30 protein-coding genes are annotated in these 24,063 nt (G+C 69.1%); 15 read left to right on the top strand and 15 right to left on the bottom strand.

Translation table 11 applies throughout. From position 1 onward, the window contains the following. Positions 1 to 87: 87 nt before the first annotated feature. From rpmB to CXY76_RS11380, 5 genes are all read left to right on the top strand, one after another. Positions 88 to 324: a 50S ribosomal protein L28 gene (gene rpmB / locus CXY76_RS11400; RefSeq protein WP_066598603.1), complete on the top strand. Its 237-nt coding sequence runs from the start codon at positions 88 to 90 to the stop codon at positions 322 to 324. Continuing rightward, entirely contained in the window at positions 324 to 491 is a 168-nt protein-coding gene (gene rpmG, locus CXY76_RS11395; protein ID WP_066598602.1) for a 50S ribosomal protein L33, read from the top strand. The genes rpmB and rpmG overlap by 1 nt, the downstream gene beginning before the upstream one ends. Positions 492 to 493: 2 nt before the next feature. Beyond that, positions 494 to 799 (top strand): 30S ribosomal protein S14, encoded by a 306-nt coding sequence (gene rpsN, locus CXY76_RS11390; RefSeq protein ID WP_104164519.1) that lies wholly within the window; start codon positions 494 to 496, stop codon positions 797 to 799. A 312-nt stretch (positions 800 to 1,111) separates the two neighbouring features. Continuing rightward, positions 1,112 to 1,399, top strand: coding sequence for an HU family DNA-binding protein (locus CXY76_RS11385; protein WP_066598601.1), 288 nt, complete (start codon positions 1,112 to 1,114; stop codon positions 1,397 to 1,399). A 129-nt stretch (positions 1,400 to 1,528) separates the two neighbouring features. After that, positions 1,529 to 3,505: a cytochrome c oxidase assembly protein gene (locus CXY76_RS11380; RefSeq protein ID WP_199190274.1), complete on the top strand. Its 1,977-nt coding sequence runs from the start codon at positions 1,529 to 1,531 to the stop codon at positions 3,503 to 3,505. A gap of 22 nt (positions 3,506 to 3,527) precedes the next feature. On the opposite strand, the gene CXY76_RS11375 is transcribed toward CXY76_RS11380, so the two are convergent. Further along, positions 3,528 to 4,598: a hypothetical protein gene (locus tag CXY76_RS11375; RefSeq protein ID WP_104164517.1), complete on the bottom strand. Its 1,071-nt coding sequence runs from the start codon at positions 4,596 to 4,598 to the stop codon at positions 3,528 to 3,530. 192 nt (positions 4,599 to 4,790) lie between these two features. Between CXY76_RS11375 and CXY76_RS11370 the strand changes: the two genes are divergently transcribed. Next, the gene (locus CXY76_RS11370; RefSeq protein ID WP_233199716.1) at positions 4,791 to 6,104 is read left to right on the top strand and encodes an ATP-dependent RecD-like DNA helicase; all 1,314 of its coding nucleotides are present in this window, start codon (positions 4,791 to 4,793) and stop codon (positions 6,102 to 6,104) included. A 58-nt stretch (positions 6,105 to 6,162) separates the two neighbouring features. Here the strand turns inward: CXY76_RS11370 and CXY76_RS11365 are convergent, their stop codons facing one another. Together CXY76_RS11365 and CXY76_RS11360 are read right to left on the bottom strand one after the other, a co-directional pair. Further along, entirely contained in the window at positions 6,163 to 7,869 is a 1,707-nt protein-coding gene (locus tag CXY76_RS11365) for a DUF222 domain-containing protein (protein WP_104164513.1), read from the bottom strand. A 95-nt stretch (positions 7,870 to 7,964) separates the two neighbouring features. Then, positions 7,965 to 8,630: a DUF4232 domain-containing protein gene (locus CXY76_RS11360; RefSeq protein WP_158253890.1), complete on the bottom strand. Its 666-nt coding sequence runs from the start codon at positions 8,628 to 8,630 to the stop codon at positions 7,965 to 7,967. Between the two features lie 142 nt (positions 8,631 to 8,772). Between CXY76_RS11360 and CXY76_RS11355 the strand changes: the two genes are divergently transcribed. Beyond that, positions 8,773 to 10,134 (top strand): serine hydrolase, encoded by a 1,362-nt coding sequence (locus tag CXY76_RS11355; RefSeq protein ID WP_158253889.1) that lies wholly within the window; start codon positions 8,773 to 8,775, stop codon positions 10,132 to 10,134. An 11-nt stretch (positions 10,135 to 10,145) separates the two neighbouring features. On the opposite strand, the gene CXY76_RS11350 is transcribed toward CXY76_RS11355, so the two are convergent. Genes CXY76_RS11350 through CXY76_RS11335 form a run of 4 tightly spaced genes read right to left on the bottom strand, consistent with a single transcriptional unit; the run spans position 10,146 to position 11,674 of the window. Continuing rightward, on the bottom strand, positions 10,146 to 10,319 hold the full coding sequence (locus tag CXY76_RS11350) for a CsbD family protein (protein ID WP_103431329.1): 174 nt from the start codon (positions 10,317 to 10,319) through the stop codon (positions 10,146 to 10,148). A gap of 58 nt (positions 10,320 to 10,377) precedes the next feature. Then, positions 10,378 to 10,830 carry a hypothetical protein gene (locus CXY76_RS11345; RefSeq protein ID WP_104164507.1) on the bottom strand — a complete coding sequence of 151 codons (453 nt, stop codon included), beginning with the start codon at positions 10,828 to 10,830 and terminating at the stop codon, positions 10,378 to 10,380. Positions 10,831 to 10,877: 47 nt separating this feature from the next. Then, on the bottom strand, positions 10,878 to 11,237 hold the full coding sequence (locus CXY76_RS11340; protein WP_104164505.1) for a hypothetical protein: 360 nt from the start codon (positions 11,235 to 11,237) through the stop codon (positions 10,878 to 10,880). Beyond that, positions 11,234 to 11,674, bottom strand: coding sequence for an Asp23/Gls24 family envelope stress response protein (locus CXY76_RS11335; RefSeq protein ID WP_104164503.1), 441 nt, complete (start codon positions 11,672 to 11,674; stop codon positions 11,234 to 11,236). The genes CXY76_RS11340 and CXY76_RS11335 overlap by 4 nt, the downstream gene beginning before the upstream one ends. Before the next feature lie 225 nt (positions 11,675 to 11,899). Between CXY76_RS11335 and CXY76_RS11330 the strand changes: the two genes are divergently transcribed. After that, positions 11,900 to 12,454 carry an RNA polymerase sigma factor gene (locus CXY76_RS11330; protein WP_104164501.1) on the top strand — a complete coding sequence of 185 codons (555 nt, stop codon included), beginning with the start codon at positions 11,900 to 11,902 and terminating at the stop codon, positions 12,452 to 12,454. Beyond that, complete coding sequence (locus CXY76_RS11325; protein WP_104164499.1) at positions 12,451 to 13,044, top strand: Asp23/Gls24 family envelope stress response protein; 594 nt, start codon at positions 12,451 to 12,453, stop codon at positions 13,042 to 13,044. Before CXY76_RS11330 ends, CXY76_RS11325 begins: the two co-directional genes overlap by 4 nt. Here CXY76_RS11325 and CXY76_RS11320 read toward each other — a convergent pair. Together CXY76_RS11320 and CXY76_RS19415 are read right to left on the bottom strand one after the other, a co-directional pair. Next, positions 13,041 to 14,462 (bottom strand): GH1 family beta-glucosidase, encoded by a 1,422-nt coding sequence (locus CXY76_RS11320; protein WP_104164497.1) that lies wholly within the window; start codon positions 14,460 to 14,462, stop codon positions 13,041 to 13,043. The genes CXY76_RS11325 and CXY76_RS11320 overlap by 4 nt on opposite strands. A gap of 102 nt (positions 14,463 to 14,564) precedes the next feature. Beyond that, positions 14,565 to 14,723 carry a hypothetical protein gene (locus CXY76_RS19415; RefSeq protein WP_158253888.1) on the bottom strand — a complete coding sequence of 53 codons (159 nt, stop codon included), beginning with the start codon at positions 14,721 to 14,723 and terminating at the stop codon, positions 14,565 to 14,567. Positions 14,724 to 14,916: 193 nt separating this feature from the next. Here CXY76_RS19415 and CXY76_RS11315 point away from each other — a divergent pair, with 193 nt between their 5' ends. Continuing rightward, on the top strand, positions 14,917 to 15,261 hold the full coding sequence (locus CXY76_RS11315; RefSeq protein WP_104164495.1) for a hypothetical protein: 345 nt from the start codon (positions 14,917 to 14,919) through the stop codon (positions 15,259 to 15,261). On the opposite strand, the gene CXY76_RS11310 is transcribed toward CXY76_RS11315, so the two are convergent. Beyond that, entirely contained in the window at positions 15,258 to 15,680 is a 423-nt protein-coding gene (locus CXY76_RS11310) for a hypothetical protein (RefSeq protein ID WP_104164493.1), read from the bottom strand. The two genes, CXY76_RS11315 and CXY76_RS11310, sit on opposite strands and share 4 nt — an antisense overlap. 175 nt (positions 15,681 to 15,855) lie before the next feature. Here CXY76_RS11310 and CXY76_RS11305 point away from each other — a divergent pair, with 175 nt between their 5' ends. After that, entirely contained in the window at positions 15,856 to 16,428 is a 573-nt protein-coding gene (locus tag CXY76_RS11305; protein WP_104164491.1) for a YdeI family protein, read from the top strand. A gap of 58 nt (positions 16,429 to 16,486) precedes the next feature. Here the strand turns inward: CXY76_RS11305 and CXY76_RS11300 are convergent, their stop codons facing one another. Continuing rightward, complete coding sequence (locus CXY76_RS11300) at positions 16,487 to 17,158, bottom strand: response regulator transcription factor (RefSeq protein WP_104164489.1); 672 nt, start codon at positions 17,156 to 17,158, stop codon at positions 16,487 to 16,489. Beyond that, a complete protein-coding gene (locus CXY76_RS11295; protein WP_104164487.1) occupies positions 17,155 to 18,498 on the bottom strand; it encodes a sensor histidine kinase in 1,344 nt (447 codons plus the stop codon). Before CXY76_RS11295 ends, CXY76_RS11300 begins: the two co-directional genes overlap by 4 nt. 323 nt (positions 18,499 to 18,821) lie before the next feature. Between CXY76_RS11295 and CXY76_RS11290 the strand changes: the two genes are divergently transcribed. The 3 genes from CXY76_RS11290 to CXY76_RS11280 all read left to right on the top strand — a co-directional run bounded on the left by CXY76_RS11290 (position 18,822) and on the right by CXY76_RS11280 (position 21,276). Further along, a complete protein-coding gene (locus tag CXY76_RS11290; RefSeq protein WP_104164485.1) occupies positions 18,822 to 19,559 on the top strand; it encodes an ABC transporter ATP-binding protein in 738 nt (245 codons plus the stop codon). Then, entirely contained in the window at positions 19,556 to 20,842 is a 1,287-nt protein-coding gene (locus CXY76_RS11285) for an ABC transporter permease (RefSeq protein WP_104164483.1), read from the top strand. Before CXY76_RS11290 ends, CXY76_RS11285 begins: the two co-directional genes overlap by 4 nt. Before the next feature lie 83 nt (positions 20,843 to 20,925). Then, complete coding sequence (locus tag CXY76_RS11280; protein WP_146073438.1) at positions 20,926 to 21,276, top strand: VOC family protein; 351 nt, start codon at positions 20,926 to 20,928, stop codon at positions 21,274 to 21,276. 29 nt (positions 21,277 to 21,305) lie between these two features. On the opposite strand, the gene map is transcribed toward CXY76_RS11280, so the two are convergent. Next, the gene (gene map / locus CXY76_RS11275) at positions 21,306 to 22,082 is read right to left on the bottom strand and encodes a type I methionyl aminopeptidase (RefSeq protein WP_104164479.1); all 777 of its coding nucleotides are present in this window, start codon (positions 22,080 to 22,082) and stop codon (positions 21,306 to 21,308) included. Positions 22,083 to 22,145: 63 nt separating this feature from the next. Between map and CXY76_RS11270 the strand changes: the two genes are divergently transcribed. Beyond that, entirely contained in the window at positions 22,146 to 22,448 is a 303-nt protein-coding gene (locus CXY76_RS11270; protein WP_104164573.1) for a helix-turn-helix transcriptional regulator, read from the top strand. Positions 22,449 to 22,467: 19 nt separating this feature from the next. Here CXY76_RS11270 and CXY76_RS11265 read toward each other — a convergent pair whose 3' ends face one another. Continuing rightward, positions 22,468 to 22,833 carry an SdpI family protein gene (locus tag CXY76_RS11265; RefSeq protein ID WP_104164477.1) on the bottom strand — a complete coding sequence of 122 codons (366 nt, stop codon included), beginning with the start codon at positions 22,831 to 22,833 and terminating at the stop codon, positions 22,468 to 22,470. Between the two features lie 39 nt (positions 22,834 to 22,872). After that, on the bottom strand, positions 22,873 to 24,006 hold the full coding sequence (locus CXY76_RS11260) for an SDR family oxidoreductase (RefSeq protein ID WP_104164475.1): 1,134 nt from the start codon (positions 24,004 to 24,006) through the stop codon (positions 22,873 to 22,875). Between the last annotated feature and the right edge of the window lie 57 nt (positions 24,007 to 24,063).

Genomic DNA, 24,063 nt, shown 5'->3' with positions numbered 1-24,063 from the left:
CCGGCCGCTTCCGGGTGGAATCCAACGCGAGCTGGCCGACAAGAGATCTTGGGAAGGGCATTCGCCCTTCGGTATTGGAGGAAAACCATGGCAGCAACCTGCCAGGTGACCGGAGCCGTTCCCGGCTTTGGACACAACATTTCACACTCGCACCGGCGCACCAAGCGTCGTTTCGACCCGAACGTGCAGACCAAGAAGTACTTCGTGCCGTCGCTTCGCCGCAACGTCACGTTGACCCTCTCGGCAAAGGGCATCAAGGTTATTGATGCTCGCGGCATTGAGTCGGTCGTCAAGGACCTGCTCGCACGTGGGGAGAAAATCTAATGGCTAAGGCTCAGGACGTACGTCCGATCATCAAGCTGCGTTCGACGGCAGGAACCGGTTACACCTACGTGACCAAGAAGAACCGTCGCAACAACCCCGACCGTCTCGTACTCAAGAAGTACGACCCCGTAGTGCGCAAGCACGTTGACTTCCGTGAGGAGCGCTAAAAATGGCGAAGAAGAGCATGATTGCCAAGAACAACCAGCGCAAGGTTATCGTCGAGCGCTACGCCGTCAAGCGCCTTGAGCTGAAGAAGGCTCTTGTCGACCCGGCCGGCACCGACGAGTCCCGCGAAGAGGCTCGCAAGGGCCTCCAGAAGCTGCCCCGCAACGCCTCGCCGGTTCGCCTGCGCAACCGCGACGCGGTTGACGGTCGTCCCCGTGGCCACCTCTCCAAGTTCGGCATCTCGCGCGTTCGTTTCCGCGACATGGCGCACCGCGGCGAGCTGCCCGGCATCACCAAGTCCAGCTGGTAACCAGCTACTGATCGCGTAACCGCGAACAGCGCAGTATCCACAGGGGATGTCCGACTTCGGTCGGACATCCCCTGTTCTGTGTCCACGGCCGAACGGCACCGCCGTCCCCGTACGGGGGCGTTCAGTTCGCGCACAGCATAAACACACCCCAATCCACCGTGCAAAGCGGCCCAAAACGCCGTAAATCCGCGGAATCCCGCGGATCAATGCTAGATTCAACGCGGTCGAACCGACCAACGGAGGCGTTTTCCAAACGCGCCCGCTTCACGTGAATACCTGTTTTTACAGACGAAGGTCCGAGGAGGACACTCAATGGCTGACAAGTCGCTGAACAAGACCGAGCTCGTTGCCAAGGTTGCCGCAGACTCTGGCCAGAGCCAGGCTGCTGTCGACGGCGTTCTGAACGCTTTCTTTGCAACCCTCGCCGACACCGTTGCGAACGACGGCAAGGTCACCATCCCGGGATGGCTCGGCGTCGAGCGCACCGCAACCGCTGCTCGCACCGGCCGCAACCCGCAGACCGGCGAAGAGATCGCCATTGCTGCCGGCCACCGCGTCAAGCTGACCGCTGGTAGCAAGCTCAAGGCTGCCGCCAAGTAGGTTTCAGCTTTCGTAGTACCGGTGGGCGTCGACTTCGGTCGGCGCCCACCGCTCGTTAACCGGCGCCGACCGGCTGCGCGGCCACCGGCCACGGCGGGTTCGGCTTCCCCCGCCGGTTAAGCTGGAGGGGTGCCCCGTTATGTTCGAATCATCGGGCCGGCAGCCCTGCTGCTGGCCGCGATTGTGGCGACGGTGGCGGGCCTGGCATACGGCGGCGGCGCCCAGGCCCAGCTGCTCGCCGATCCCGGCCCCCTGGTGCGGTGGGGCCTTCCGGTCGCCAAGCTGCTCGTCAACCTCGGCGCAGCCGGCACCATCGGCGCCCTGGTCCTGACCTGTTTCGCCCTGAGCCCCAAGGAGCGCGAGTACGGCACCGCCATCGACCTGGCCGCCGGCTCCGCCGCCTTCCTCACCATCGCGTCCGCGGTCACCGGCTTCCTCACCTTCCTCCAGGTGACCAACGCCACGGTCAGCTTCAACGACACGTTCAGCGCCACCGTCGGTCAGTTCTTCAGCCAGATCGAGCTCGGCCAGGCGTGGCTGTCCACCACCCTGATCGCCGCCGCCGTCACCGTGCTCTGCTTCGCCGTGCGCAACCAGACCGCGCTGGTCTTCGTCACCGTGCTCGCCCTGCTCGCGCTGCTGCCGATGGCCCAGCAGGGGCACTCCGCCGGCGCCGAGGGCCACGACGCGGCCATCACCGCCCTGGGCCTGCACCTGATCTTCGCTGCCGTGTGGTTGGGCGGACTGCTCACCATCGTCCTGCTGCACAACCAGCTTTCGTCCACACGCCTGCGTGAGGTCGTCGGCCGGTATTCCACCCTCGCGCTGGTCAGCTTCGTGGTGGTCGCCGCATCCGGCTACGTCAGCGCCGAGCTGCGCGTGGGCAGCTGGGACCAACTGCTCACCGGCTACGGCATCCTGGTTCTCGCCAAGGTGGCCCTGCTGCTCGTGCTCGGCGGCTTCGGCGTGCTGCAGCGCCGGTACCTGATCAGCCGGATGCAGAGCGGCGCCGGCCGCACCGACACCTTCTTCTGGTGGCTCGTGGTGGGTGAGATCGCGTTCATGGGCCTGGCCAGCGGCGTGGCCGCGGCCCTGGCCAGAACGGCCACTCCGGTCGCCCAAGTGGTCACGACGGCGATCCCCACCGCCACCCCGGCCCAGATCCTCACCGGCGAGCCACTGCCCCCCGAGCTCACCTTTGCCAGGTACTTCACCGAGTGGAACTTCGATCTCGCCTGGGGGCTGTTCTGCGCGTTCGGCATCTTCTTCTACCTCGCCGGGGTCTGGCGGCTGAGCCGCCGCGGCGACAGCTGGCCGCTGCACCGCACCATCCTCTGGACTGTCGGCATGGTCACCCTGTTCTACATCACCAACGGCGGCGTGAACGTGTACGAGAAGTACCTCTTCTCCACCCACATGCTCGCGCACATGGCCCTCACGATGCTGGTGCCGGTGCTGCTGGTTCCCGGCGCCCCGGTCACCCTGGCGGCCCGTGCCATCAGGATGCGCCGTGACGGCAGCCGGGGCCCCCGTGAATGGATCCTGCTGGCCGTGCACTCCCGCTTCGCAGGCATCATCTCGAACCCGATCGTGGCCGCGGTGCTCTTCGCCGGGTCGCTGTGGGTGTTCTACTACACGTCGCTGTTCAGCTGGGCGACGACGGACCACATCGGCCACCAGTGGATGATCGTGCACTTCCTGATCACCGGGTACCTGTTCGTGCAGTCGCTGATCGGTATCGACCCGGTGCCGTTCCGCCTGCCGTACACCTTCAGGTTGCTGTTGCTGCTGGGCACCATGGCGTTCCACGCCTTCTTCGGCCTGGCCCTGATGACCGGCACCGGCCTGCTCCTGGCGGACTGGTACGGCGCCATGGGCCGCGACTGGGGGCTGAACGCCCTGGCCGACCAGCAGGCCGGCGGCGGGATCGCCTGGAGCGTCGGCGAGATCCCGACCATCGCGCTGGCCATCATCGTGGCCATCCAGTGGGGGCGCAGCGATGAGAAGGAAACCAAGCGTCGGGACCGCAACGCCGATCGCACCGGCGAGGCCGAGCTCAACGACTACAACGAGCGCCTCGCCCGCCTGGCCGCTCACGACAGGTAGCGCCGGAGCCGGCCGGGTGCCGCTAGCGCAGCTGGATGGCCAGGGCGCCGTCGGGCTGGATCGTGACGGTGAGGGCCACCGAGAACGGGACATCCTCATCGCGGGTGCTCAGATCGCCGTCGTACAGTGACTGCACGTCGACCACGATGTGAGCCTGACCCCCGGTGCTGGGCATGTCGAAGGCCGTCTCGCCGCCGGTGAGGACGACCTCCGGGTACTGCGCGATCGACCACGCCGGGGCGGACTTGACCCTGTTGTCGATCTCGATGCCGAAGGGGCAGTTCGACGGTTGCAGCACCTGCTGGGTGGCGCATTCGTCGAGGAACTCGTTGAGCTTGGTCTGCACCTGACTGGTGAAAGTCTTGTTGGGGACCGCGTCCACGGTAACCTCGGCGGCGCCGGAGGTGACGACCGGCACACTGTGCACGGGCGCGGTGAGCAACGCCGAATCGTGGGAGACGTCGTAGACCGCCGGGGCGAAGGCCAGGTAGGCGCCCCGGTTCGAGAACGTGATCGGGGCGTCGGCCGCGGCGTGGGCCCGGGTGTCGAGGGTGAGGCCGTTCACCGAGAAGTCGGCCTCGTGCAGCACCGTGACCTGCAGCACGGCCAGGGGACTCGTGGCGAAGCCCCAGGTGCTGAACAGGCCGGCAACGGTGCCGAGTCGTTCCACGGTGAACTCCATCGAGGTGGCAGTGCCGTCCAGGTTGAAGTCGAACACCACGGTGTGCTGGCTCTTCTGGCCCACCTCGGTGTCCGCGGAGCTGGCCGTGTCGCTGACGAATTCGATGTCGGTGATCGAGCTCAGCACCGAGGGGCGCAGCAGCGTGCGCGGCAGGTCCTGGGGCAGACCGGCCGCTTCGAGGTCGGCGTCCGTCGGTTCCGCGCCGGGAAGTGCCAGCGCGGTGTCGGTGTTGTGGGTGGCCAGCGCGTCGAGGTACTGCCGCACGAACCCGGCGGGGCTGTACAGATCGCGGTTGAGAGCGCCGATGGTGGCGACCAGGGCGGCGCCGAGCATGGCGCAGACAACACACACCGCGATCGCGGCACGCAGATAGCGCGCCCGCCGCACCCCGTTACCGACCCCGTAGCTCACCTCCACATCCTACGGGGGCCACCTTCGGGCACGGTGCGGATGCGTCGCCCGGTTCCGCCGGCCTCGGTGAGTTATCCACCGGCAGGCCGGGTAGTGGGTAGGCCCCCGGCCGGACGGTTACAGTGGAAGGGAAACGCGATGCTCCTCGTGCCTCCGCCCCGCATCGCCCCGCATCCCACCGAAAGTTCCCCCGTGACCGCGCTTCCCCCCGAGATTCCGCTTTCGCGCGAGCAGGCCGAAGTGTTCGCCGCGATTGAGGGCACCAAGCAGAACGTCTTCGTCACCGGCCGGGCCGGAACCGGTAAGTCCACGCTGCTCAACCACCTCTCCTGGAACACCAGCAAGCAGATCGTCATCGCGGCGCCGACCGGCGTCGCAGCCCTGAACGTGGGCGGCCAGACCCTGCACTCGTTGTTCCGGCTGCCGATCGGCGTCATCGCCGATCACGCCATCGACCAGAACGATCAACTGCGCAAACTGCTCAACACGATCGACACCGTCGTCATCGACGAGGTCTCCATGGTCAACGCGGACCTGATGGACGCCATCGACCGCAGCCTCCGTCAGGCCAGGCAGCGCCCGCACGACACGTTCGGCGGCGTGCAGATCGTGCTCTTCGGCGACCCGTACCAGCTCGCTCCGGTGCCGGGCGACCCCGAAGAGCGTGCCTATTTCGCCGACACCTACCGCTCGATGTGGTTCTTCGACGCGAAGGTGTGGCAGAGCGCCGAGCTGAAGATCTTCGAACTCACCGAGATCCACCGCCAGCACGACGCCGGCTTCAAGACGATGCTCAATGCCGTGCGTTATGGCCAGGTGACGCAAGAGATCGGTGGGGCGCTCAACGGTGCGGGAGCGCGTACCCCGCCGAGCGAGGGCGTCATCACGCTGGCTACCCGCAACGACGCGGTCAACCGCATCAACGCTGCCGCGCTCAAGAGGCTGTCCGGTAAATCCCTCTCGGCCAAGGCCGAAGTCACCGGCGACTTCGGTGGGCGCACCTTTCCGGCCGACGAGGTTCTCGAACTCAAGGTCGGTGCCCAGGTGATGTTCCTGCGTAACGACAACCCGCTCGACGGGGGTCCGCGCTGGGTGAACGGCACCATCGGCACCGTGACGAGGGTCGATTCCACCGTGTACGTCGACATCGACGGCACCACCCACGAGGTGGAGCCCACGGTGTGGGAGAAGTTCAAGTACACCTACAACGCGGCGACGAAAAAGCTCAGCAAGGACGTGGTGGCCGAGTTCACCCAGTTCCCGCTGCGGCTGGCTTGGGCGGTCACGATTCACAAGTCGCAGGGCGCCACCTACGAGCGGGCAATCGTCGACCTCGGCACCCGGGTGTTCAGCCCCGGCCAGACCTATGTGGCGCTGAGCCGGCTGACCAGCCTCAACGGCCTCTACCTCACCCGGCCGCTGCGCCCGAGTGACATCATCGTCGACGAGAACGTGCTCCGCTTCATGGAAGGTCTGCGCGTCACCCCCGCCGTCGAGGGCGCCTGACCCGCTCCCGAACGACCCACGGATTCGGCTGGTCCCGGTGGCTTGTCCCGGCGGCCGGTCAGGGGTGCTGTTGGCTTGCGGCGGGGCTCTTGCTGCGCATTTCGATGAGCGATTGTCCGGGGTCGATGGTTGCCGGTGGTCGTAGCCAGTATCGGTTGTGGTGTTCGAAGATTTGCCAGCCCTGGTTGTGCAGGAGTCGGTGGTGCGGGTTGCAGAGGAGGATGCCGAGGCGCAGGTCGGTGGTGCCGTGGTCGCGGGCCCAGTGTCGGATGTGGTGGGCTTCGGTCAGCGTGGGTGGTTTGTCGCAGTCGCCCCAGCGGCAGCCGCCGTCGCGGGCGGCCAGGGCGATGCGTTGCCCGGGGGTGAAGAGGCGTTCCTCGCGGCCGACGTCGATCGGTTGGCCGTGGGGGTCGAAGGTGATGTCGATGGTGCCGGAGTCGCAGATGAGGCGTTCGATGGTGGGTAGGGACACGGGTGCGGGGTTGCCCTCGAGGTAGCCGTGCCCGGTGCCGCCCGGCAGCGGTGTGAGGATCTGGGTCGGGTCGCGCAGCTCCAGCTCCGCGGGCCGGCCGTCGGGCTGGCTGGTGCGCTCCGCGCCGGGCTGGCCGGTGGTTTGGCCGGTGGGTGCTGCTCCGGTGGATGCTGTGCCGGTGGGTGCGGGGGTGGGGCTGAAGGTTTTGAGGATGCGCACGGCCGGTGTGCGGCCGCCGAGCATGCGGTTCGGGTTGACCGTGGTGCCGGCTTTGAGCAGGTCGAGGAAGTTGTCCGCGGTGAGCTGCCCGGTGCTGCGGGGGTCATCGCGCACGGACTGCGCCCAGGCGGCGCGGGCCGGGTCGACGAAGTGCACCCCGCCGCGGCGTGGGCTGGTGAGGCTGTCGAAGGTGGAGACGATGAATTCGCCCTGTTCCGGCGGGAACATCCCGTTGATGCAGACCTGCCCGGTGGGCAGTGTCCAGATGCGCAGGTACCGGTCGTCCCAGGCCTTCTGCTCCCGCACCGCGATGCCGGCCTCGTCGAGGCTGTCGCGCATCCGGCGGGAGCGCTTCAAGAGACTGTCCACGTTCATGGTCCGTGCCTCGGCCAGCAGGGTCTGCACGGCCTCGGCGAGGGCCGATCCGGGGACGACGGCGTCGATATCGCCCAGCCCGGTGCGGATCGCGTGCGCCGCGACCACCGTCAGGGTGCCGTCGGTGATGGCGTGCGTGATCGGCGCGTACCAGGGCAGCTCCGCCGGTTCGTCACCGGCACCACCGGCCGCACCGGGTTCGCCGGCCTTACCCGGTTCGCCGTCTTCCTCGGCCGCAGCTGTTGCTTCGGCTGCTGCAGCGGCGGCTTCGGCTTCGGCCGCCTCGGTCTGGGCGAGCATCCGGCCCACGTCGACGAGCTTGCGGGCATCGGACTTCGTCGCCCCGGTCACCTTCTGGATCAGCGCGTCGGGGGAAATGAATCCCTGCTGCGCGGCCAGACCCTTCTGGCCCAACTCCGGGCGGGACCGGTACGCGAGGGTCTTCGCCAGCCACACCGCCCGGGTCTCGACCAGGTTCCGCAGCCGGGCCAGGTCTCGTTGGCCGGTCAAGACCGCGGCATCGGAGAGGGCGTCGTAGTCGGCGCTGCAGCCGCCCAACCCCGCGACGGCCGCGACCGCCACCACCAGCGCATCCGCCGACGCGTCACCGCCGGCCACCAGGCCCACACCGCCGGCCACCGGGCCGGACCGGGCGCCTGACCCGGCCTCGGGAGCGAATACATCTTCGATGGTTGACATGCAGTGAGAGTATCCCGATATCGAACTCCTGTGTGAGCAAATCTCGGGTTGTGGATAACTCGTTCGGGGTGAATTCTGCTCGGAACGGGCGCGGGTCAGAAGACCACCGGAGCCGCGGCGAAGGCGCCGGCGCGCACGAGCTGGATGGCGGGGTCGGCGCAGCCGTCGATGGGATGAGGTGTGGCGACCCGGCTGGTCTGGCCGGTGTTCGGCGGCATCACGGCGAGCTCGGTGACCGGGATGAGCGGGCAGCCATACGCCGCGGCCCTGGTGAGGTGCAGCAGGCTGAAAGCCGAGTCGCCGGGCTGCAGCACCACGGCCAACGGTGCGGCACGCGGTTCCAGCCCAGACGCGGCGCCGATGGGCTGGCCGGTGTCGGCGGAGACCAACTGCACGGTGGGATATCCGTTGGCGGTGCAGGCGACGGCGCCGGAGTTGGTCACGGAGAGGTCCCAGAAGAAGTTTCCCGCGCCGCTGTCGCCTGGCCGTTCCTGCAGGGCGAAAGCTAGCCCGTCGGCGGTGCAGGCGGATGCAGCGCGAGGGTCACCCGGCGGCTCCGGCGAAGGGACGCTCGACGGCGTTGGCGTGGGTATCGGCGATGCGGAGGGCAAGGCCGTTGGGGTGTCCGTCGGCTCGAGGGAGGGGATCAGCGGTGCGCCGCAGGCGGTCAGCGTCACTGCGGCGCCGACCAGCACGAGAAGCACTCTGCCGAGTCGGGGGGCCGTGAAGCAGCGCGAGCGACCCGTCCCTGCGCGGATCATGCGCCCAGTATTGCACCGACTGGGCTTCGCGTCGCCGCGGGCGCGACGGGCGCCGGCTCTGGGTACACTCCCGGCAATGGGCCCTTCCGGCATTCCCCGCGGGGGTGGAATGCAGGGGGCACGGGATGGGCATCGGGTCGCCATGACAGGTCACAACGCACGACACCGCGGCGGACTTCAACGCAGCCGGCGGCGTCGGCGGTCGGGGGCGGCCGCGCTGGCCCTGCTGACGGTGAGTCTCGTTCTGCCCCTGGCGGGATGCGTGGATGCCGCGGCGCTGTTTCCTGTCGGCCCGGACACGGCATCGGGCGCGCTGGCCGCCGAGACCGTCGCTTCGCTCGACGCGGCGCTGGTCGAGGGGATGGATCTTGCCGGGGCAACCGGAGCGATCGCGGGCGTGTGGGCGCCGTGGGCGGGCGAGTGGCTGGCGAGCCCGGGAACCGTGGGGGCCGGCATCGACCCCGCGACCGGCCGTCCGGCCGGTGGTGGGGCGCTCAACACCGACATGCGATTTCGCATCGGCACCCTCACGGGCGCGATGACCTGCACGGTGCTGCTCCGGCTCGTGGAGGAGCAGCGCGTGGGCCTCGACGACCCCGTGTCGCAGCACCTGCCCCGACTGCCCGGGGTGCAGGGCATCACTCTGCGACAGCTGTGCCAGAACACCGCGGGCCTGGGCCATCCCGACCTCGAGTCGCAGTTCGTCAACAATCCCACCCGGCAGTGGCCCGCCCTCGAACTCGTTTCCGGCGGTCTCGGGTCCACCAGGGCCGGGCAGCCCGGTCGGGTGTGGAATCGTTCCGACGCCGGCGTGCAACTCCTCGGGATGGCGCTGGAGGAAGCGACAGGCGACGGCTGGCCGGAACTCTACCGGCGGTACGTGTTCGAGCCGTTGGGGCTGCGCGACACGTCGTATCCCGAGCCGCGGGACTTCGACCTGCCGGGAGCACACCCGAACGGCTGGGCCGTCGCCCTCGACACCGGCACCCCGGACTGCACACGTCCGATCGATGTGACGCAGCTGAACAACTCCATGAGCGGGGTGGCCGGCGGGGCCGTGTCCACCCTCGGCGATCTCAAGACGTGGTCGCAGGCGCTGGCCACCGGGGGATTGCTCTCTCCCGACGCGGTGGAACAGCAGTGGCGGAGCGTGCGGGAAGACGGCGCCCCGGAGTGGCGGCGATATGGGCTGGGGGCCGAGCAACTGGGGCCGATGCGCGGCGGCGGCGGCGCGATCCCCGGTTTCCTGTCAGCCACCCTCTCCGACCCGGAGAGCGGGCTGACCGTGGTGGTGATGGTGAACGATTCCAGCGCGGGTGCGGAGTTCGCCCTGGTCCTGGCGCAACGCCTGGCGGCGATCGCTGCCGATGCGCCCGCGCCGGACGGGCGGGCGGATGCGGGGATTGAGCTGCCCTGGACGGCGGAGGACGCGACGGCGCAGATGCGCCTGAACGCGGTCTGTCCGACCGGCACCGCCGTGAATCAGGCGGCGCCGGTCGGGTGACCGGTAGGTGCCTACTTCTTGAACGCGTCCTTGACGTTCTCGCCGGCCTGCTTGAGGTTGGCGCCGGCCTGGTCGGACTTGCCCTCAGCGACCTTGGAGTCGTCGTTGGTCACCTTTCCGAGGGCTTCCTTGGCCTTGCCCTTGAGGTCCTGGGCGGTGTTCTCGGCCTTGTCTGATGCACTCATCGTGTTCTCTCTTTCTCTTGGGGGTGGTTCAGGATGGTCGGATTGGTCGGTGGTTCGGTCAGAGGTCCGTGCGGCGGATCATGACCGTGGGAAGGAGCGTCGGTCGCAACGAGTCGTAGGTGATGGCGTCAACCTCGGGTCGCGCCCCGCGCTCAGGCTGCAGCGCCGCCAGCACGAGCACCGTGCCCACGCCCACCACCAGGATCACCATGGCCGGCGTACTCAGGTTCACCTGGCCCAGGTAGCGCAGGACATCGCCGGGGGCGGCGATCAGCGGGGGCCGGTCGAGCAGCGCGAGAACGAGTTCGGCGCCGCTGTACAGGCATCCGGCGATGATGACCGAAGCCAAGGCAACGGCAACGACCGACCATGACGAGGCGGTCTCCGGGCGCGGCTGCTGCGTGTAGGTGGACCGGGTGGCCCGGCCCACCGGGTGACGCAGCTGCAGTGCCGCAACGGCCTGGCGCGCTGCGAGCGTGCCGGGTGCCGAGGGGGTGATCGTGCGGGTCATGGTTCGTTGTTCCTTCGTGGTGTCGTGCGGAGGGTGGGGAAGTGAAGTCAGTCCACCCGTTTGGGCGGTCGGCCACGGGCGCCGGTCAGGCGCACGGTCACCCCGGCGATGTCCGCCCCGGTGAGGGTGGCCACGGTGCCGCGGATGTCGTGCTGGGCGCGTTCGGTTCGGTCGAGGGTGGTGTCGTCGGCCGGCGCATCCGTCTCGTCCCGGTCACGGGGCAGCAGGCGGATGGGGGTGCGCACGGTGAGGTCGAGGCGGCCGGCTGCGTCCGCCAGGTCGACCCGGACCTGGCTGGGCCGCAGGCCGAGGGCGTCGGCGGCCACGGCCGAGACCAGTCTGTTCATCGCGCGGGCGGTGATGCGGTTTGTTCCGTGCGGCGCGACGGTCACTGTCGAACCGCTCATGGGTGCGGAACCTCGCCGGTGTCGTCGGTCTCGTCGGTCTCGTCGGGCAGGTGCACGTCGTTGATGGTGACGTTGACCTCGGTGACCTCGAGCCCCACGAGAGTCTCGATGGCGTCGATGATCGCGGTGCGGGCGTCGTCGGCGACCTGCTGCAGCGGCAGGGGGTACTCGGCCACGATGCTCAGCTCGACGGCGACCAGCGGCCCGGTCACGTTGACGCTCACGCCCTGGCTGTGGTCGGTGCTGCTGAGCGCCTCGCGGATGGCCCCCAGGGCGCGAGCGGCGCCGCCACCGACGGCGTGCACACCGGTCACTTCGCGGACGGCGAGGCCGGCGATCTTGGCGACGACGGCATCGTTGATGACGGTGGTGCCGCGCGGTGTGCCGGCGGGCAGGTCGGTTCCGTCCGAACCGATGTGGGGGGTGACGCTGGTCATGAGGCGGGCTCCTGTGCTCGTCGGCCGCGCTTGCGCGGATCTGCTGTGACAATAAAGCTGGATGGTGAGATAGTCACTATGCTGCACGGAAGGTGCGGTGAGCGATTTTCTCTTGCCGATTCTCATTGATACTGTTCAGACGCATCTCACGGCCGGTTCGTCACGAAATCCGCCGCGAGATCGGTCCTGAGTAGAGAGAGGTCTCCGGTGACAGTTACGGAGTCGATGGAGCGCGCGCCCCTCGGCGATGCCGCAGACTCGATCCTCGCCGCCCGTGCCGCGGACGGCGATCTGCGCGCCTTCGAGGTGCTCGTGCGACGCCACGGGCCGCTGATGCGCGCCTACGCCACCCGCATTCTGGGCTCCAACAGCGATTCCGACGACGTGGTGCAGGAGACCTTCATCACCGCCTGGGAACGACTGCCCGAGTTGCAGGACCCCGCCGCCACGAAGGCCTGGCTCATGAGAATCACCAGCCGCAAGGCGATCGACCGCATCCGTGCGCGCAAGCAGGACCAGCCCCTGGGCGAGTGGGATGCGCCGGCGCCGGAGTCGGAATCTCCCCATCAGCGGGCCGAAGCTGCGTCACAACGCGAGCGGCTCACACTCGCACTCGCTACTCTGAGCGAAGCGCAGCGGCAATGTTGGACGCTGCGGGAGATTGGCGGGCACAGTTACGCCGAAATCGCCGAGGAGCTCGATTTGCCTCCCTCGACGGTTCGGGGCCTTCTGGCCCGGGCCAGGCAGAAGCTCATGCAGGAGATGGAGGAATGGCGATGACACCACCTCACGACGACGACGCCAACAACGACCTCATCGAGCAGCTCAGCGACCTCATCGACCGCGGTGAGTCCCCGTCGGACGATTTCCTCAACGGGGCGCCGGAAAACCGGATCGCCTTCGACGCGCTCACCCGGTTCCGGTCCATGGCCCAGAACATCCTCGACGACGACGTCTCGGCCGAGCCGGAACGCGACGACAGCTGGGTCACCGGGATCCTCAGCAACATCCACCGGGAAGCCAGGGCCGGACGCTCGATCCCGGTCTCGCATTCCTCGCCCAAGGCCGACCTGAGCCTGACCGAAGGCGCCGTCAGAGGCCTGATCCGCTCGGCCGGTGACGCCGTCGCCGGCACCTTCATCGGCCGCTGCCAGCTGGACGGCGACGTGGCGACCCCCGGCAGCCCGGTCACGGTGAACGTTGAGGCGAGCGTGTTCTGGGGCGAGCGGATGCCGCAGACCGCGCAGCAGCTGCGGGACGCCATCACGACGTCCCTGCTGCACCACACCGAGCTGAACATCGTGGCGGTGAATGTCACCATCACCGACGTGCACCTGCGCCGGAAGGACGAGGCCAGCCCGGCCGGCTAGGGGAGCCGGCGGGTTTCGATCAGCGTGCGGTACCAGAGGGCGCTGTCCTTGAGGGTGCGCTCCTGGGTCTCGTAGTCCACCCGGATGATCCCGAAACGCTTCGAGTACCCGTAGGCCCACTCGAAGTTGTCCATCAGCGACCAGACGAAGTAGCCGCGCAGGTCGACACCGTTCTGGATGGCGCGGTGCGCCGCCGTGAAGTGCCGGCGCAGGTAATCCACCCTGTTGTCGTCATGCACCGCGGGCACGCCCTGGTCGTCGATCGTGACGACGTCCTCGAATGCCGCCCCGTTCTCGGTGACCATGAGCGGCAGGCCGGGGAACTCGTCCCGCGTCGCCTCGAGGAGCTGCAGCAGCCCGCTCGGTTCGATGTTCCAGTCCATCTCGGTGAACGGGCCGGGCTGGTCGAGCCGGGGAATGTCGTCGGTGCCGGGGAAGGCCGAGGCGCGCGAGGCGGCTCCCGCCGCCGAATCCGCCGCGTGGGCCGCTCCCGCGGCCGGACCCACCAGGGTGGTGTTGTAGTAGTTGATGCCCAGCACGTCGATCGGCTGGTGGATGAGGTCCTCGTCGCCGGGCAGGACGAACGACCAGTCGGTGATGGCCTTGGTGTCCTCGATCAGGTCGGCCGGGTAGGCGCCGTGCAGCATCGGACCCGTGAAGATCCGGTTGCCCACGGCCTCGATGCGCCGCACCGAATCGGCGTCCCCGCGGATCACGTGCAGATTGTGGGTCACCGACATCTGTGCGGTCGCGGGCACGACCTCCCGCAGCGCGCTCACACCGAGACCGTGGGCCAGGTTGAGGTGGTGCGCGGCGGTCAGGGCGGCAGCGTTGTCCTGCCGGCCGGGAGCGTGCTCGCCGGAACCGTGGCCGAGGAAGGCGGAGCACCACGGTTCGTTGAGGGTGGTCCACACCGGCACCCGGTCGCCGAGCGCCGCGCCGACGAGCCGTGCGTAGTCCGCGAAGGCGTATGCGGTGTCGCGGTTGGTCCAGCCGCCCTCGTCTTCCAGAGCCTGCGGCAGGTCCCAGTGGTACAGGGTGGCCACCGGGGTGACGCCGCGTTCGATGAGCCCGTCGACGAGTCGTTCGTAGAAGTCCAGGCCGGCCGCGTTCACCGGTCCGCGACCGGTCGGCTGGATGCGCGGCCAGGCGATCGAGAACCTGTACGCGTCCAGGCCCAGGCCCTTGATCATGTCCAGGTCGGCCTCGAGCCGGTGGTAGTGGTCGTCGGCCACATCGCCGGTTTCACCGTTCTGCACGGCGCCGGGCGTGTGCGAGAAGGTGTCCCAGATCGAGGGGCCGCGGCCGTCTTCGTTGACGGCGCCCTCGATCTGATATGAGGCGGTCGCGGAGCCGAAGACGAAGGAATCGGGAAACTGCAGGCCGCTGTCGCGGAAGTCGGGGGTGCCGGCGATCATGGTGCGAGTGTTACCAATTCTGTTGTCGGGTCTTCGGTTGTGGGGTCTTCTGTGGTTCCGGCCACAAGTGCCGTTCCGGGCGCCGGGAACCGGCGCGGCAGGTCAGTCCGCCGGTCCACCCGACGCGGTGTCGTCTTCGGTCGGGGAGCTGTCGTCGCTCTGCGAGCCGTCCGCGAGCTTCTCGGTGCGTTCGGTCTCTTCGCTGCTGACCTCGGTGGATCCGTCGGGGGTCTTCGGGTTCTTCGTGTTGTCGGTAGTCATCCCACCACTATAGGCAGCGTCGGTGACGCCAGGCCGAGCAGCTGATCCGGGGGCGACTGTGCTCAGTGCCGGTGGGGGATGGGCCGGGTCGCTGGGGCCGGCGGATGTGTCGTTCTGTGACGGTACCGGCGTGACAGCCGAAAATGGCGAACCTACACTCGAGGCAACGAACGCCGATCGTGAAGGAGGCTCAATGATCACGCAACCGCTGCACATCCTGCAGTGCAACAGCACGGGTGGCGATGACTGCGTCAACCACGGAGCCGGCCACGCGACGCAGCCCATCCACGTGAGGGTCGCCGAAGCCACCCCGAGCAAGTGGGCCGACGGCATCGTGCTGCGCGCGACATCCGACGGGTGGATCGGCATCGCCCTGTTCGGGAACGACGACACGCACGAGGGCGACACCGCGACCGTGTGGGTGTGGAACCACGCCGACCTGACGGCGCACCTCAGCGCCGGAGCGCCGGTGGCGTTGCACTCCGTCTACAACGTGCTCGCCAGCGGCCGCAGCCGCGTCAGCGTCGTTCGGCTCTAGTCAGCCCGCACCATCCCCTTCATGGCGTCCATCATCTTCTGGCAGGCCATCGCGCACTGACGGCACGCCTCGGCGCACATGCGGGCGTCCTCGCTCATGCCGGCGTGCTTCATGCACTCCTCGGCGCAGAAGTTCGCCATCGTCATGGTGGCCATGTGCATCGCCATCATGGACTCCATGTGCATCCCGTTCGGACGCAGCATCGCCCGCATCATGGTGCCGGCCATGTCGGCCATGGTCGCGCACATGCTGCGCCCCATCGCCATGCCCTCGCCCATCATCGAGTCCGCACACATGGTGCACGCCTGCTCGCAGGCTGAGCAGGCCTCGATACACTCCTGCATCAGCATCATGTCCTTGCCCTGCATGGGCATGTCCTTCATGTGCATTTCCATCATCTGCATGGTCATGTTCATCATCTGAAACCATCCATCCGCGGGAGACCGGGCCCAGGCCCATCCCGGTGCCGTCAGCGGCGCCCGCCACGGCCGATGCTACGCCGCGACCGCCGCAATGTCAGCGGGCGGTGTGACACCGTGACCGGATCCGGCGGCGCCCTCGTGGTCGCGGCGCGCGCATCCGTAAAATGAGCGCATGGTGGGAATGAAGGACAGAGTCATCCTCGACGTCACCGTTCAGGAGTGGGAGGCCTATCTGTCCGGCGAGCCCGACGATGGCGGCGTGCGTCTGAAGCTGCGGAAGAAGAACTCGAAGGCTTCGGGAATGACCTGGTCAGAGGCCCTGGACGTGGCCCTCTGCTACGGCTGGATCGACGGCCAGACCAACCGCCTCGATGATGACTACACCCTCACCGGCTTCTCGCCGCGCCGCAAGAACAGTCCGTGGTCGCAGATCAACCGGGAGCATGTGGCACGCCTCATCGACGAGGGGCGGATGCGGCCGGCCGGACTCGCGGAGATCGAGCGCGCCCAGGCGGATGGCCGATGGGACGCCGCCTACCGGCAACGGGACGCCGTCGCCCCGCCGGACCTGCAGGCAGCCCTGGACGGCGCCCCGGCAGCGGCCGCGTACCTGGCCTCGCTGACGAAGGTGGACCGGTTCCGGATCTACTTCCGGTTGGCCAGCATCAAGACGCCCGCGGTGCGTGCCGCACGCATCCGGGACGTGATCGAGAAGGCCTCCCGGGGCGAACAGCACTACCGCTGACGCCGAGTTGCCGCAGGTGGGCAACTCGCATGGTGGGTGGCGCGGGTCGGGCGCGTGCTCAGGGGTGCCCGCCGGGTACGAGCAGCCCCGACTCGTACGCGACGATCACCAGTTGGGCACGGTCGTGCGCGCCGAGTTTGGTCATCATGCGGTTCACGTGGGTCTTGGCGGTGTGCGGGGAGATCACCAGCTCCTCGGCGATCGCGCCGTTGGCGTGGCCGCGGCCCACCAGCAGCAGGATCTCCCGTTCCCGTTCGGTGAGCAGCGCTAGCGCGGCCGGAACCGGAAGCGCGGCCGGCTCGACGGGCGCCGTGTACCGGTCGATGAGGGCCTTCGTGGCACGTGGCGAGAGCAGGGCGTCGCCGCCGTGCACCGTGCGGATGGCGTTCATCAGGTCGTGCGCCTCGGTTCCCTTGCCGACAAATCCGCTGGCGCCGGCGCGCAGGGCCTGCAGCACGTATTCGTCTTCCTCAAAGGTGGTCAGCACGATGATGCGGGTCCCGGCCAACAGCGGGTCGGCGCAGATCGCCGCGGTCGCCTGGATGCCGTCCATCACAGGCATCCGGATGTCCATGAGCACGATATCCGGCCGCAGCGCCCGCACCAGATCCACCGCCTCGCGCCCGTTGCCGGCCTGCCCGGCCACGCTGAAGCCCGGCTCGTGCGAGACGAGCTCGGCCACGGCCGTGCGGATCAGGGACTGGTCGTCGGCGAGAACCACGGAGATCATGAGGCACCATTCGGTTGGGAGTCTGCGGGACCGCACGGCGCCGGCGCGTCGGCGGCGACCCGCGCATCGGTGTCGCCGGCGTCGGTGGGCAGCCAGGCCGTGAACCTGAAGACCGGGCCAGGGCCCCTGGTCGCGGTGAGGTGGCCGGCCACCGACCCCACTCGCTCCCGGGCGCCGAGCAGGCCGTGCCCGGCGCCGGCCGCTGCCGCGGTGTCCGCCGCCGCCGATCCGGCGCGGGGCTGCGCGGCCACGGTGTTGGTCACCGTGATCTCCAGGCCCTCCGGCCGGTAGTCCAGGTGCAGCAGCGCCCAGTGGTCGGCGCCGTGCTTGTGCGCGTTGGTCAGCGCCTCCTGAACCACCCGGAACGCCACCATGTCGACGGCGCCGGGGAGCGGTCTCGGGGTGCCGGCGAGCCGGTGCTCCACGCGCAACCCGCTGCGTTCGAAGTCGATCAGCAGCGGTTCCAGGTCGGCAAGCCCGGCGACGGGCGCCGACGCCAGGCCGGTGCCGCCGGCATCCGTGGCCCTCAGCACATTGAGCAGGCTGCCGATCTCGCCGAGCACGGTGCGGGCGGCCTCACGGATGGTGGCCAGCGACGCCTCCGCGTCGTCCGGCCGGTCGGGCAGCGCTTGGGAGGCGACGCTGGAGTGCAGGTTGATCACGGCGATCTGGTGTGCGAGCAGGTCGTGCAGGTCCCGGGCGATGCGCAGTCGCTCCTCGGCCACCCGGCGCAGCGCCTCGGACTCCTTGGTCTCCTCGGCGCGGCGGGCACGCTCGGTGATGCTCCGGATGTAGGCGGCGTGCGACCGGTTGGCATCCCCCGCGGCGGTGGCGAAGCCCACGAATGCCGCGAGCTGCAGCATCGCGCGCGCATCGTGCCAGGACGAGTCGAGGAAGGCGAGGGTGGCGGCGGCCAGGAGCAGCACGGTGCCGCCGGAGAAGAGCAGCGAGGTGCGCCGGGGCATCCGCGCGGCAACGGCGAACACCCCGATCAGCACGGCCAGCAGGTAGGACACGATCGGCCCGTCCACGGCCAGGCCGAGCACGCAGGCCACCACGGCCACGGATGCGCCGACCAGCGGCGCCCGCCGGCGCAGCAGCACCGAGCCGGCCGAGGCCGCCACCAGCAGGGCGGCGCCGGGGCTGGACAGGACGTTGCCGCTGAAGTCGGTGCGCGCGAAACCGGGGCCGAGCACCAGCAGGACCGCGAGCAGGTCGCGCAGCCAGAACGGCAACCGCGATAACGGCGAGAAGGTGCCAGCGGCGGGATCGGGACTGCCGTGCCGACGGGGTGGCAGGCCGGGGCGGGGCTGGGCTGCACGCGTGCGCTGGCTCGGCATACTGTTCCTCCCGCCCGCGGATCGGGTCAATCCCCATTCTGTCAATCGATCCGGGCCCAGTCAGCCCGCGGGCGCGGGTGGTCGGCGTACCACGTTGGTGGTATCCCCTGGCCGTCGGCGGCAGAAACCGTGTCATCCGCGGTACCCGCGGGTTCCTACGGCCGGAGGATGACGGGGCCGTGACGCATCCGGGAGACTGGAGTCGTGTCGTCGGGCCGGTTCGAAGTGGGCCGGTCGGGCGGCACGCCAACTCCCCGCTGCCCGCCGACGCGCAGCCCGCATTGCACAGCGGCCCCCGCCGCATCCACCAGGAGAGCCCACCCATGACCGTGCCCATTCTCGCCGCCCGCGACATACACAAGTCGTATGGCCGCGGCGCCACCCGGTTCGACGCCCTCAAGGGTGTCTCCCTCAACATCCACCAGGGCGAGTCCATCGCCATCGTCGGTAAAAGCGGGTCGGGCAAGTCCACCCTCATGCACCTGCTGGCCCTGCTGGACAACCCCAGCGCCGGGGCCGTGGAGCTCAGCGGCCGTGACGCCAGCGCGCTTAGCGCCCGGGTCGTCAACCAGACCCGCAATGAGACCTTCGGCTTTGTCTTCCAGCAGTTCTTCCTCACCCCCAACACCAGCGTGCTCGACAACGTGACGTTGCCGCTGCAGATCGCCGGCATCGGCGGCGCCGAACGCAAACGCCGCGGGATGGCGGCCCTGGAGCAGCTGGAACTGGCCGACAAGGCCAAGAACAAGGCCACCGACCTCTCGGGCGGCCAGAAGCAGCGGGTGGTGATCGCCCGGGCGCTGGTGAACAATCCCAGCGTCATCTTCGCCGACGAACCCACCGGCAACCTCGACTCCGCCACCGGAAAGGTTGTGGAGGACATCCTGTTCTCGCTGCAGAAGGACAACGGCATCACCCTCATCATCGTGACCCACGACGAGGACCTCGCGGCCCGCTGCGACCGCCGCGTGTACATCCGCGACGGCCTCATCGTCGACAGCCTGCACGCGGTGCCCGCGACCCCGGCCGCTGCTTCGACCACCGAAGAGGTGCGCGCATGAACGCCTTCGACCTGATCCGCTCGGCCGTGAAGAACAGCCTGCGCAGCAAGACCCGCACCACCCTCACGGTGCTCGCCATCTTCATCGGTGCCTTCACCCTCACCCTCACCAGCGGGGTCGGCACGGGCATCAACCAGTACATCGACACCACGGTCGCCTCGATCGGCGCCGATGACGTGCTCACCGTCACCAAGGCCGCCGAGGACACCGGCGACGGACCTGTCGAGTACAACCCGGATGCGACGAAGGTCGCCGCGGCAGGCCCTCCAGGCACCACCGTCGTGACCCTCAGCAGCGACGACCTGGACGCCATCGGCGAGGTCGACGGTGTGCTCTCGGTCGAACCGCAGCTGCGGGTGAGCCCGGACTTCGTGCAGGTCGACGGCGGAGCCGCCTACGAGGCCAGCGTGGGCAGCTTCATCCCCGGCATGGCCCTGGACCTCGCCGCCGGCGCCGAACCCGACCCGGCCGGCAGCATCAACGAGGTCGCCATCCCGGTCTCCTACGTCGACGCGCTCGGCTTCGCGGATGCCGCCGACGCCGTGGGCACCACCCTCACCTTCGGCATCACGGACGTCGCGGGCACCGCATCCGAGGTCACCGCCACCATCGTGGGTGTGGCCGAAGAGGGCCTCGCGGGCTCCAGCGCGTTCACGGCCAATGAGGTACTCACCGAGGCGCTGTACAACGCCCAGAGTGTGGGCCTGTCGGAGACGAGCAAGGACAGCTACTCGTCCGCCGTCGTGCGCTTCGACCCCACCGGCAGCGAGGCCGACCTGGCGGCGCTCAAGAGCGATCTGGCCGACCTGGGTTACACCGGCACCACGGTGCAGGATGCGATCGGCGCGTTCAAGGCCGTCATCGACGGGATCGTGCTGGTGCTCAACGCCTTCGCGGTGATCGCCCTGCTGGCCGCCGGCTTCGGCATCGTCAACACGCTGCTGATGAGCGTGCAGGAACGCACCCGCGAGATCGGCTTGATGAAGGCGATGGGCCTGGGTGGCGGCAAGATCTTCGGCCTGTTCAGCCTGGAGGCCGTGTTCATCGGTCTGATGGGCAGCGCGCTCGGCGTCGCCGTGGGCATGCTGGCCGGCACCGGCGCCAACGCGCTGCTGGCCGACACCCTGCTGGCCGACCTGCCCGGGCTCACCCTGGTGGCGTTCGACCCGGCGGCGCTGGCCACGATCGTCCTGGTGGTCATGGGCCTGGCGTTCCTGGCCGGCACCATCCCCGCGCTCCGTGCGGCACGGCAGGACCCCATCGAGTCGCTCCGCTACGAGTAGTCGGCGCCTGGCCACGGGCCCGCATCCGCTCACGCGGGTGCGGGCCCTTGCGCGCGTGCCGGCCATGCGGTGAGATGGCCGGCATGAAGGTGACGAGCGCAACCGTAGGCCTGCCCGTTCGCGATCTGGCGGCCGCCGAGGCCTGGTATCGGCGGGCGTTCGAGTTGACCGGGCCCGCGGTGGAGCCGGCACCCGGGGTGGTCGAGATCGTGCTGGGCCCCATCGACCTGCAACTCAGCGAGGAACCGCCCGAGCGCACCGGGGCCCAGGTGACGCTGCGCCTGGGCGTTGAGGACGCATCCGCCGACTACGCACGGCTCACCGGACTGGGTCTCGCGCTCGGCCCGCTGGAGCACGTGCCGGGCGTGGTGGATTACTTCGACTTCGTCGATCCGGACGGCAACGCGCTCAGCCTGTACTCCCTCAACAGCTGACCCTTCGACGGCTGCAGGGGTCGGCCAGGTCAGACGCGGGTGGGCAGGGTGAGGATCTCGGCCCCGTCGTCGGTGATCGCGATGGTGTGCTCGCTGTGCGCCGTGCGGCTGCCCGTCGCGCTGCGGAGTGTCCAGCCGTCGGCGTCGGTGATCAGTTCGGCGGTATCGACCATGACCCACGGTTCCAGGGCCAGCAGTAGCCCGGGGCGCAGCCGGTAGCCCCGGCCGGGCCGGCCGGTGTTCGACACGTGCGGGTCTTGGTGCATTGTGGAGCCGATGCCGTGACCGCCGAACTCGACGTTGATCGGGTATCCGGCCGCGCTGAGCACGGAGCCGATGGCGTGGGAGAGATCGCCGATGCGGGCCCCCGGTCCGGCGGCGGCGATCCCCGCGGCCAGCGCGCGTTCGGTCGCGTCGATCAGCGCGAGGCTTTCCGGTGGCTTCGAGTCGCCCACGACAAAGCTGATGGCCGAGTCCGCCGCGATGCCGTTCGTGAGGACGGCGAGGTCGAGGGTGAGCAGATCGCCGTCGGCCAGCGCGTAGTCGTGGGGGAGCCCGTGCAGCACGGCGTCGTTGACGGCCGTGCAGATGTAGTGGCCGAACGGCCCGCGCCCGAAGGACGGCGCGTAGTCGACGTAACAGGACTGCGCGCCGGCCTCGACGATCATGGCCTGCGCCCACCGGTCGATGTCCAGGAGGTTGGTGCCCACCGTGCTGCTGCTCTTCAGGCTCTGCAGGATGTCCGCGACCAGGGCCCCCGACTCCCGCGCTCTGGCCAGTTCGGTGGGGTTCAGGATCTCGATCATGCGGTGCCTTTCTCGTGGAACCAATAACTATACCGGCCATATTATCCCGGTAGAATGGGTGTCATGGTCAGGTTGCCGCTCACCCCCGCCGAGCTCCAGCGCGGAGCGCGCCTCGGCGCCCTGCTGCGCTCCGCCAGGGGCGAGCGCTCGATGCTGCACACCGCGCTGGCTGCCGGCGTGTCTCCGGAGACGCTTCGGAAGATCGAATCGGGCCGCATCGCGACCCCGGCCTTTCCGACCATCGCGGCGATCGCCGAGGTTCTCGGCCTGTCCCTCGATGACGTGTGGGCCGAGATCAACCGGTCAGACCACGCTGCCGAGCCGGCCGGCACCGGCGCGGGAACAGCCGAGAGACTGGCCTCCTGAGCTCCGAGTGGCGCTGCAGCTAGTGGTGCTCGTCCTCATCGGCTTGCACGAGCGCGCGGTTGGCGGCCGGTGTCGCCACGGCCGCCCCGATCAGCACCAGGAGCAGTGCCGCGGCAGCGGAGGCGAGCACGAGGGTTCGGGTCGCGTCCTCGTGTGGACGCAGCAGGAGGGTGGCCGCGCCCGCTAGGAACATGACCAGGCCGGCCAGGCCGATCGGGATGCGGGCGGCCTTGTGGCCGGCGGTCCAGGCCTCATCTGACATCATCAGGGCGCGGGTGCGGATGCCCGCCACCGAGTTGATGCCCAGGCGCCCGCGGGCGGCAGCCTCGCTGACCGCCGCCACCAGGATTCCCCCGAGCATGAAAACGATTGCCGAGATGATCATGCTTCGAGGCTAACGGCCGGTCGTCGCCGGCGGATCCGCTCAGGGGATGAGACGCTCGGCGCGGTACCTGTCGAACAGCTCCAGGAACGCCCGCTCGGTGTTGCGGTAACCGGTGAAGCCCGCCGCCCGGCTGCGCCCCATGTCGGCGAACACCTCCATGGTGCGGCCGAGGTCGGCGTCGCTGTGCCACCAGGACGCCAGCCGGGTCAGGTCGCCCTCCACGAGGCCGTGCTTGGCCACGATGGCATCCCAGACCGGCTGGGCATCCGCCATCTGGGTTTCGAGCGGACGAGGCGCGTCGATGAAGCCCTCCGGCTCGACGCCGAAGTGCGCGGCCAGCCGTGGCCAGAGCCAGCGCCAGCGGAAGGTGTCGCCATTGACGATGTTGAAGGCGGTGTCGGCGGCGGCCGGGGTGGTGGCGGCCCAGACCATCTGGTCGGCGAGCAGGGCGGCGTCGGTCATGTCGGTCACGCCGTTCCACTGGGTCTCGGAGCCGGGGAAGGTGAACGGGCGGTCCAGTTCCTTGCAGATGGCGGCGTAGACGGCGAGGGTGGAGCCCATGTTCATGGCGTTGCCGACGGCGTGGCCGATCACGGTGTGGGCGCGGTGCACCGACCAGGTGAAGCCGCGAGCCCGGGCGGCGGCCCAGAGTTCGTCCTCCTGCGCGTAGTAGAAGTTCTCCACCGACAGGCGCGGTTCGTCCTCGTGGAACGGGGTGTCGGGCACCTCGCCCTGGCCGTAGGCCTCGAACGGGCCGAGGTACTGCTTGAGCCCGGTCATCAGGGCCACGTGCTGCACCGGGGCGTCGGCCAGGGCGGTGAGCAGGTCGCGCACCATGGCGGAGTTGACCGTGATGTTCTCGGCCTCGGTGTCCTGTCGGAGCCACGCGGTGAAGAACACGTGGGTGGGCGTGTGTGCGGCCAGGGCGGTGCGCAACGAGTCGACGGAGCGGAGGTCCGCGCTCACCGGGATCACGCCGGGGCGTGCGGCGACGGGTGTGCGGGAGAGGGCGAGAACGCTCCAGCCCTCGGCGGTGAGCAGGTCCACCAGGGCGGACCCGGCGATGCCGCTGGCGCCGGCGACCAGGGCGGTGCGGCCGGGCCGGTTCGGGGTGCCGGCGGGGCCGGCGGTGGCGGAATCTGGAACGGGCAGGGCGTCGCTGGAAGTAGGCATCACGGAAGACAACGACGTGACCGGCCGCAGAATTCCGGCTCTGGCCCCGGGGGTGGC

This window comes from Cryobacterium sp. N22 (genome assembly GCF_002929555.1).
GTDB lineage: Bacteria > Actinomycetota > Actinomycetes > Actinomycetales > Microbacteriaceae > Cryobacterium.
This window is presented reverse-complemented; position numbering and strand designations above follow the sequence as displayed.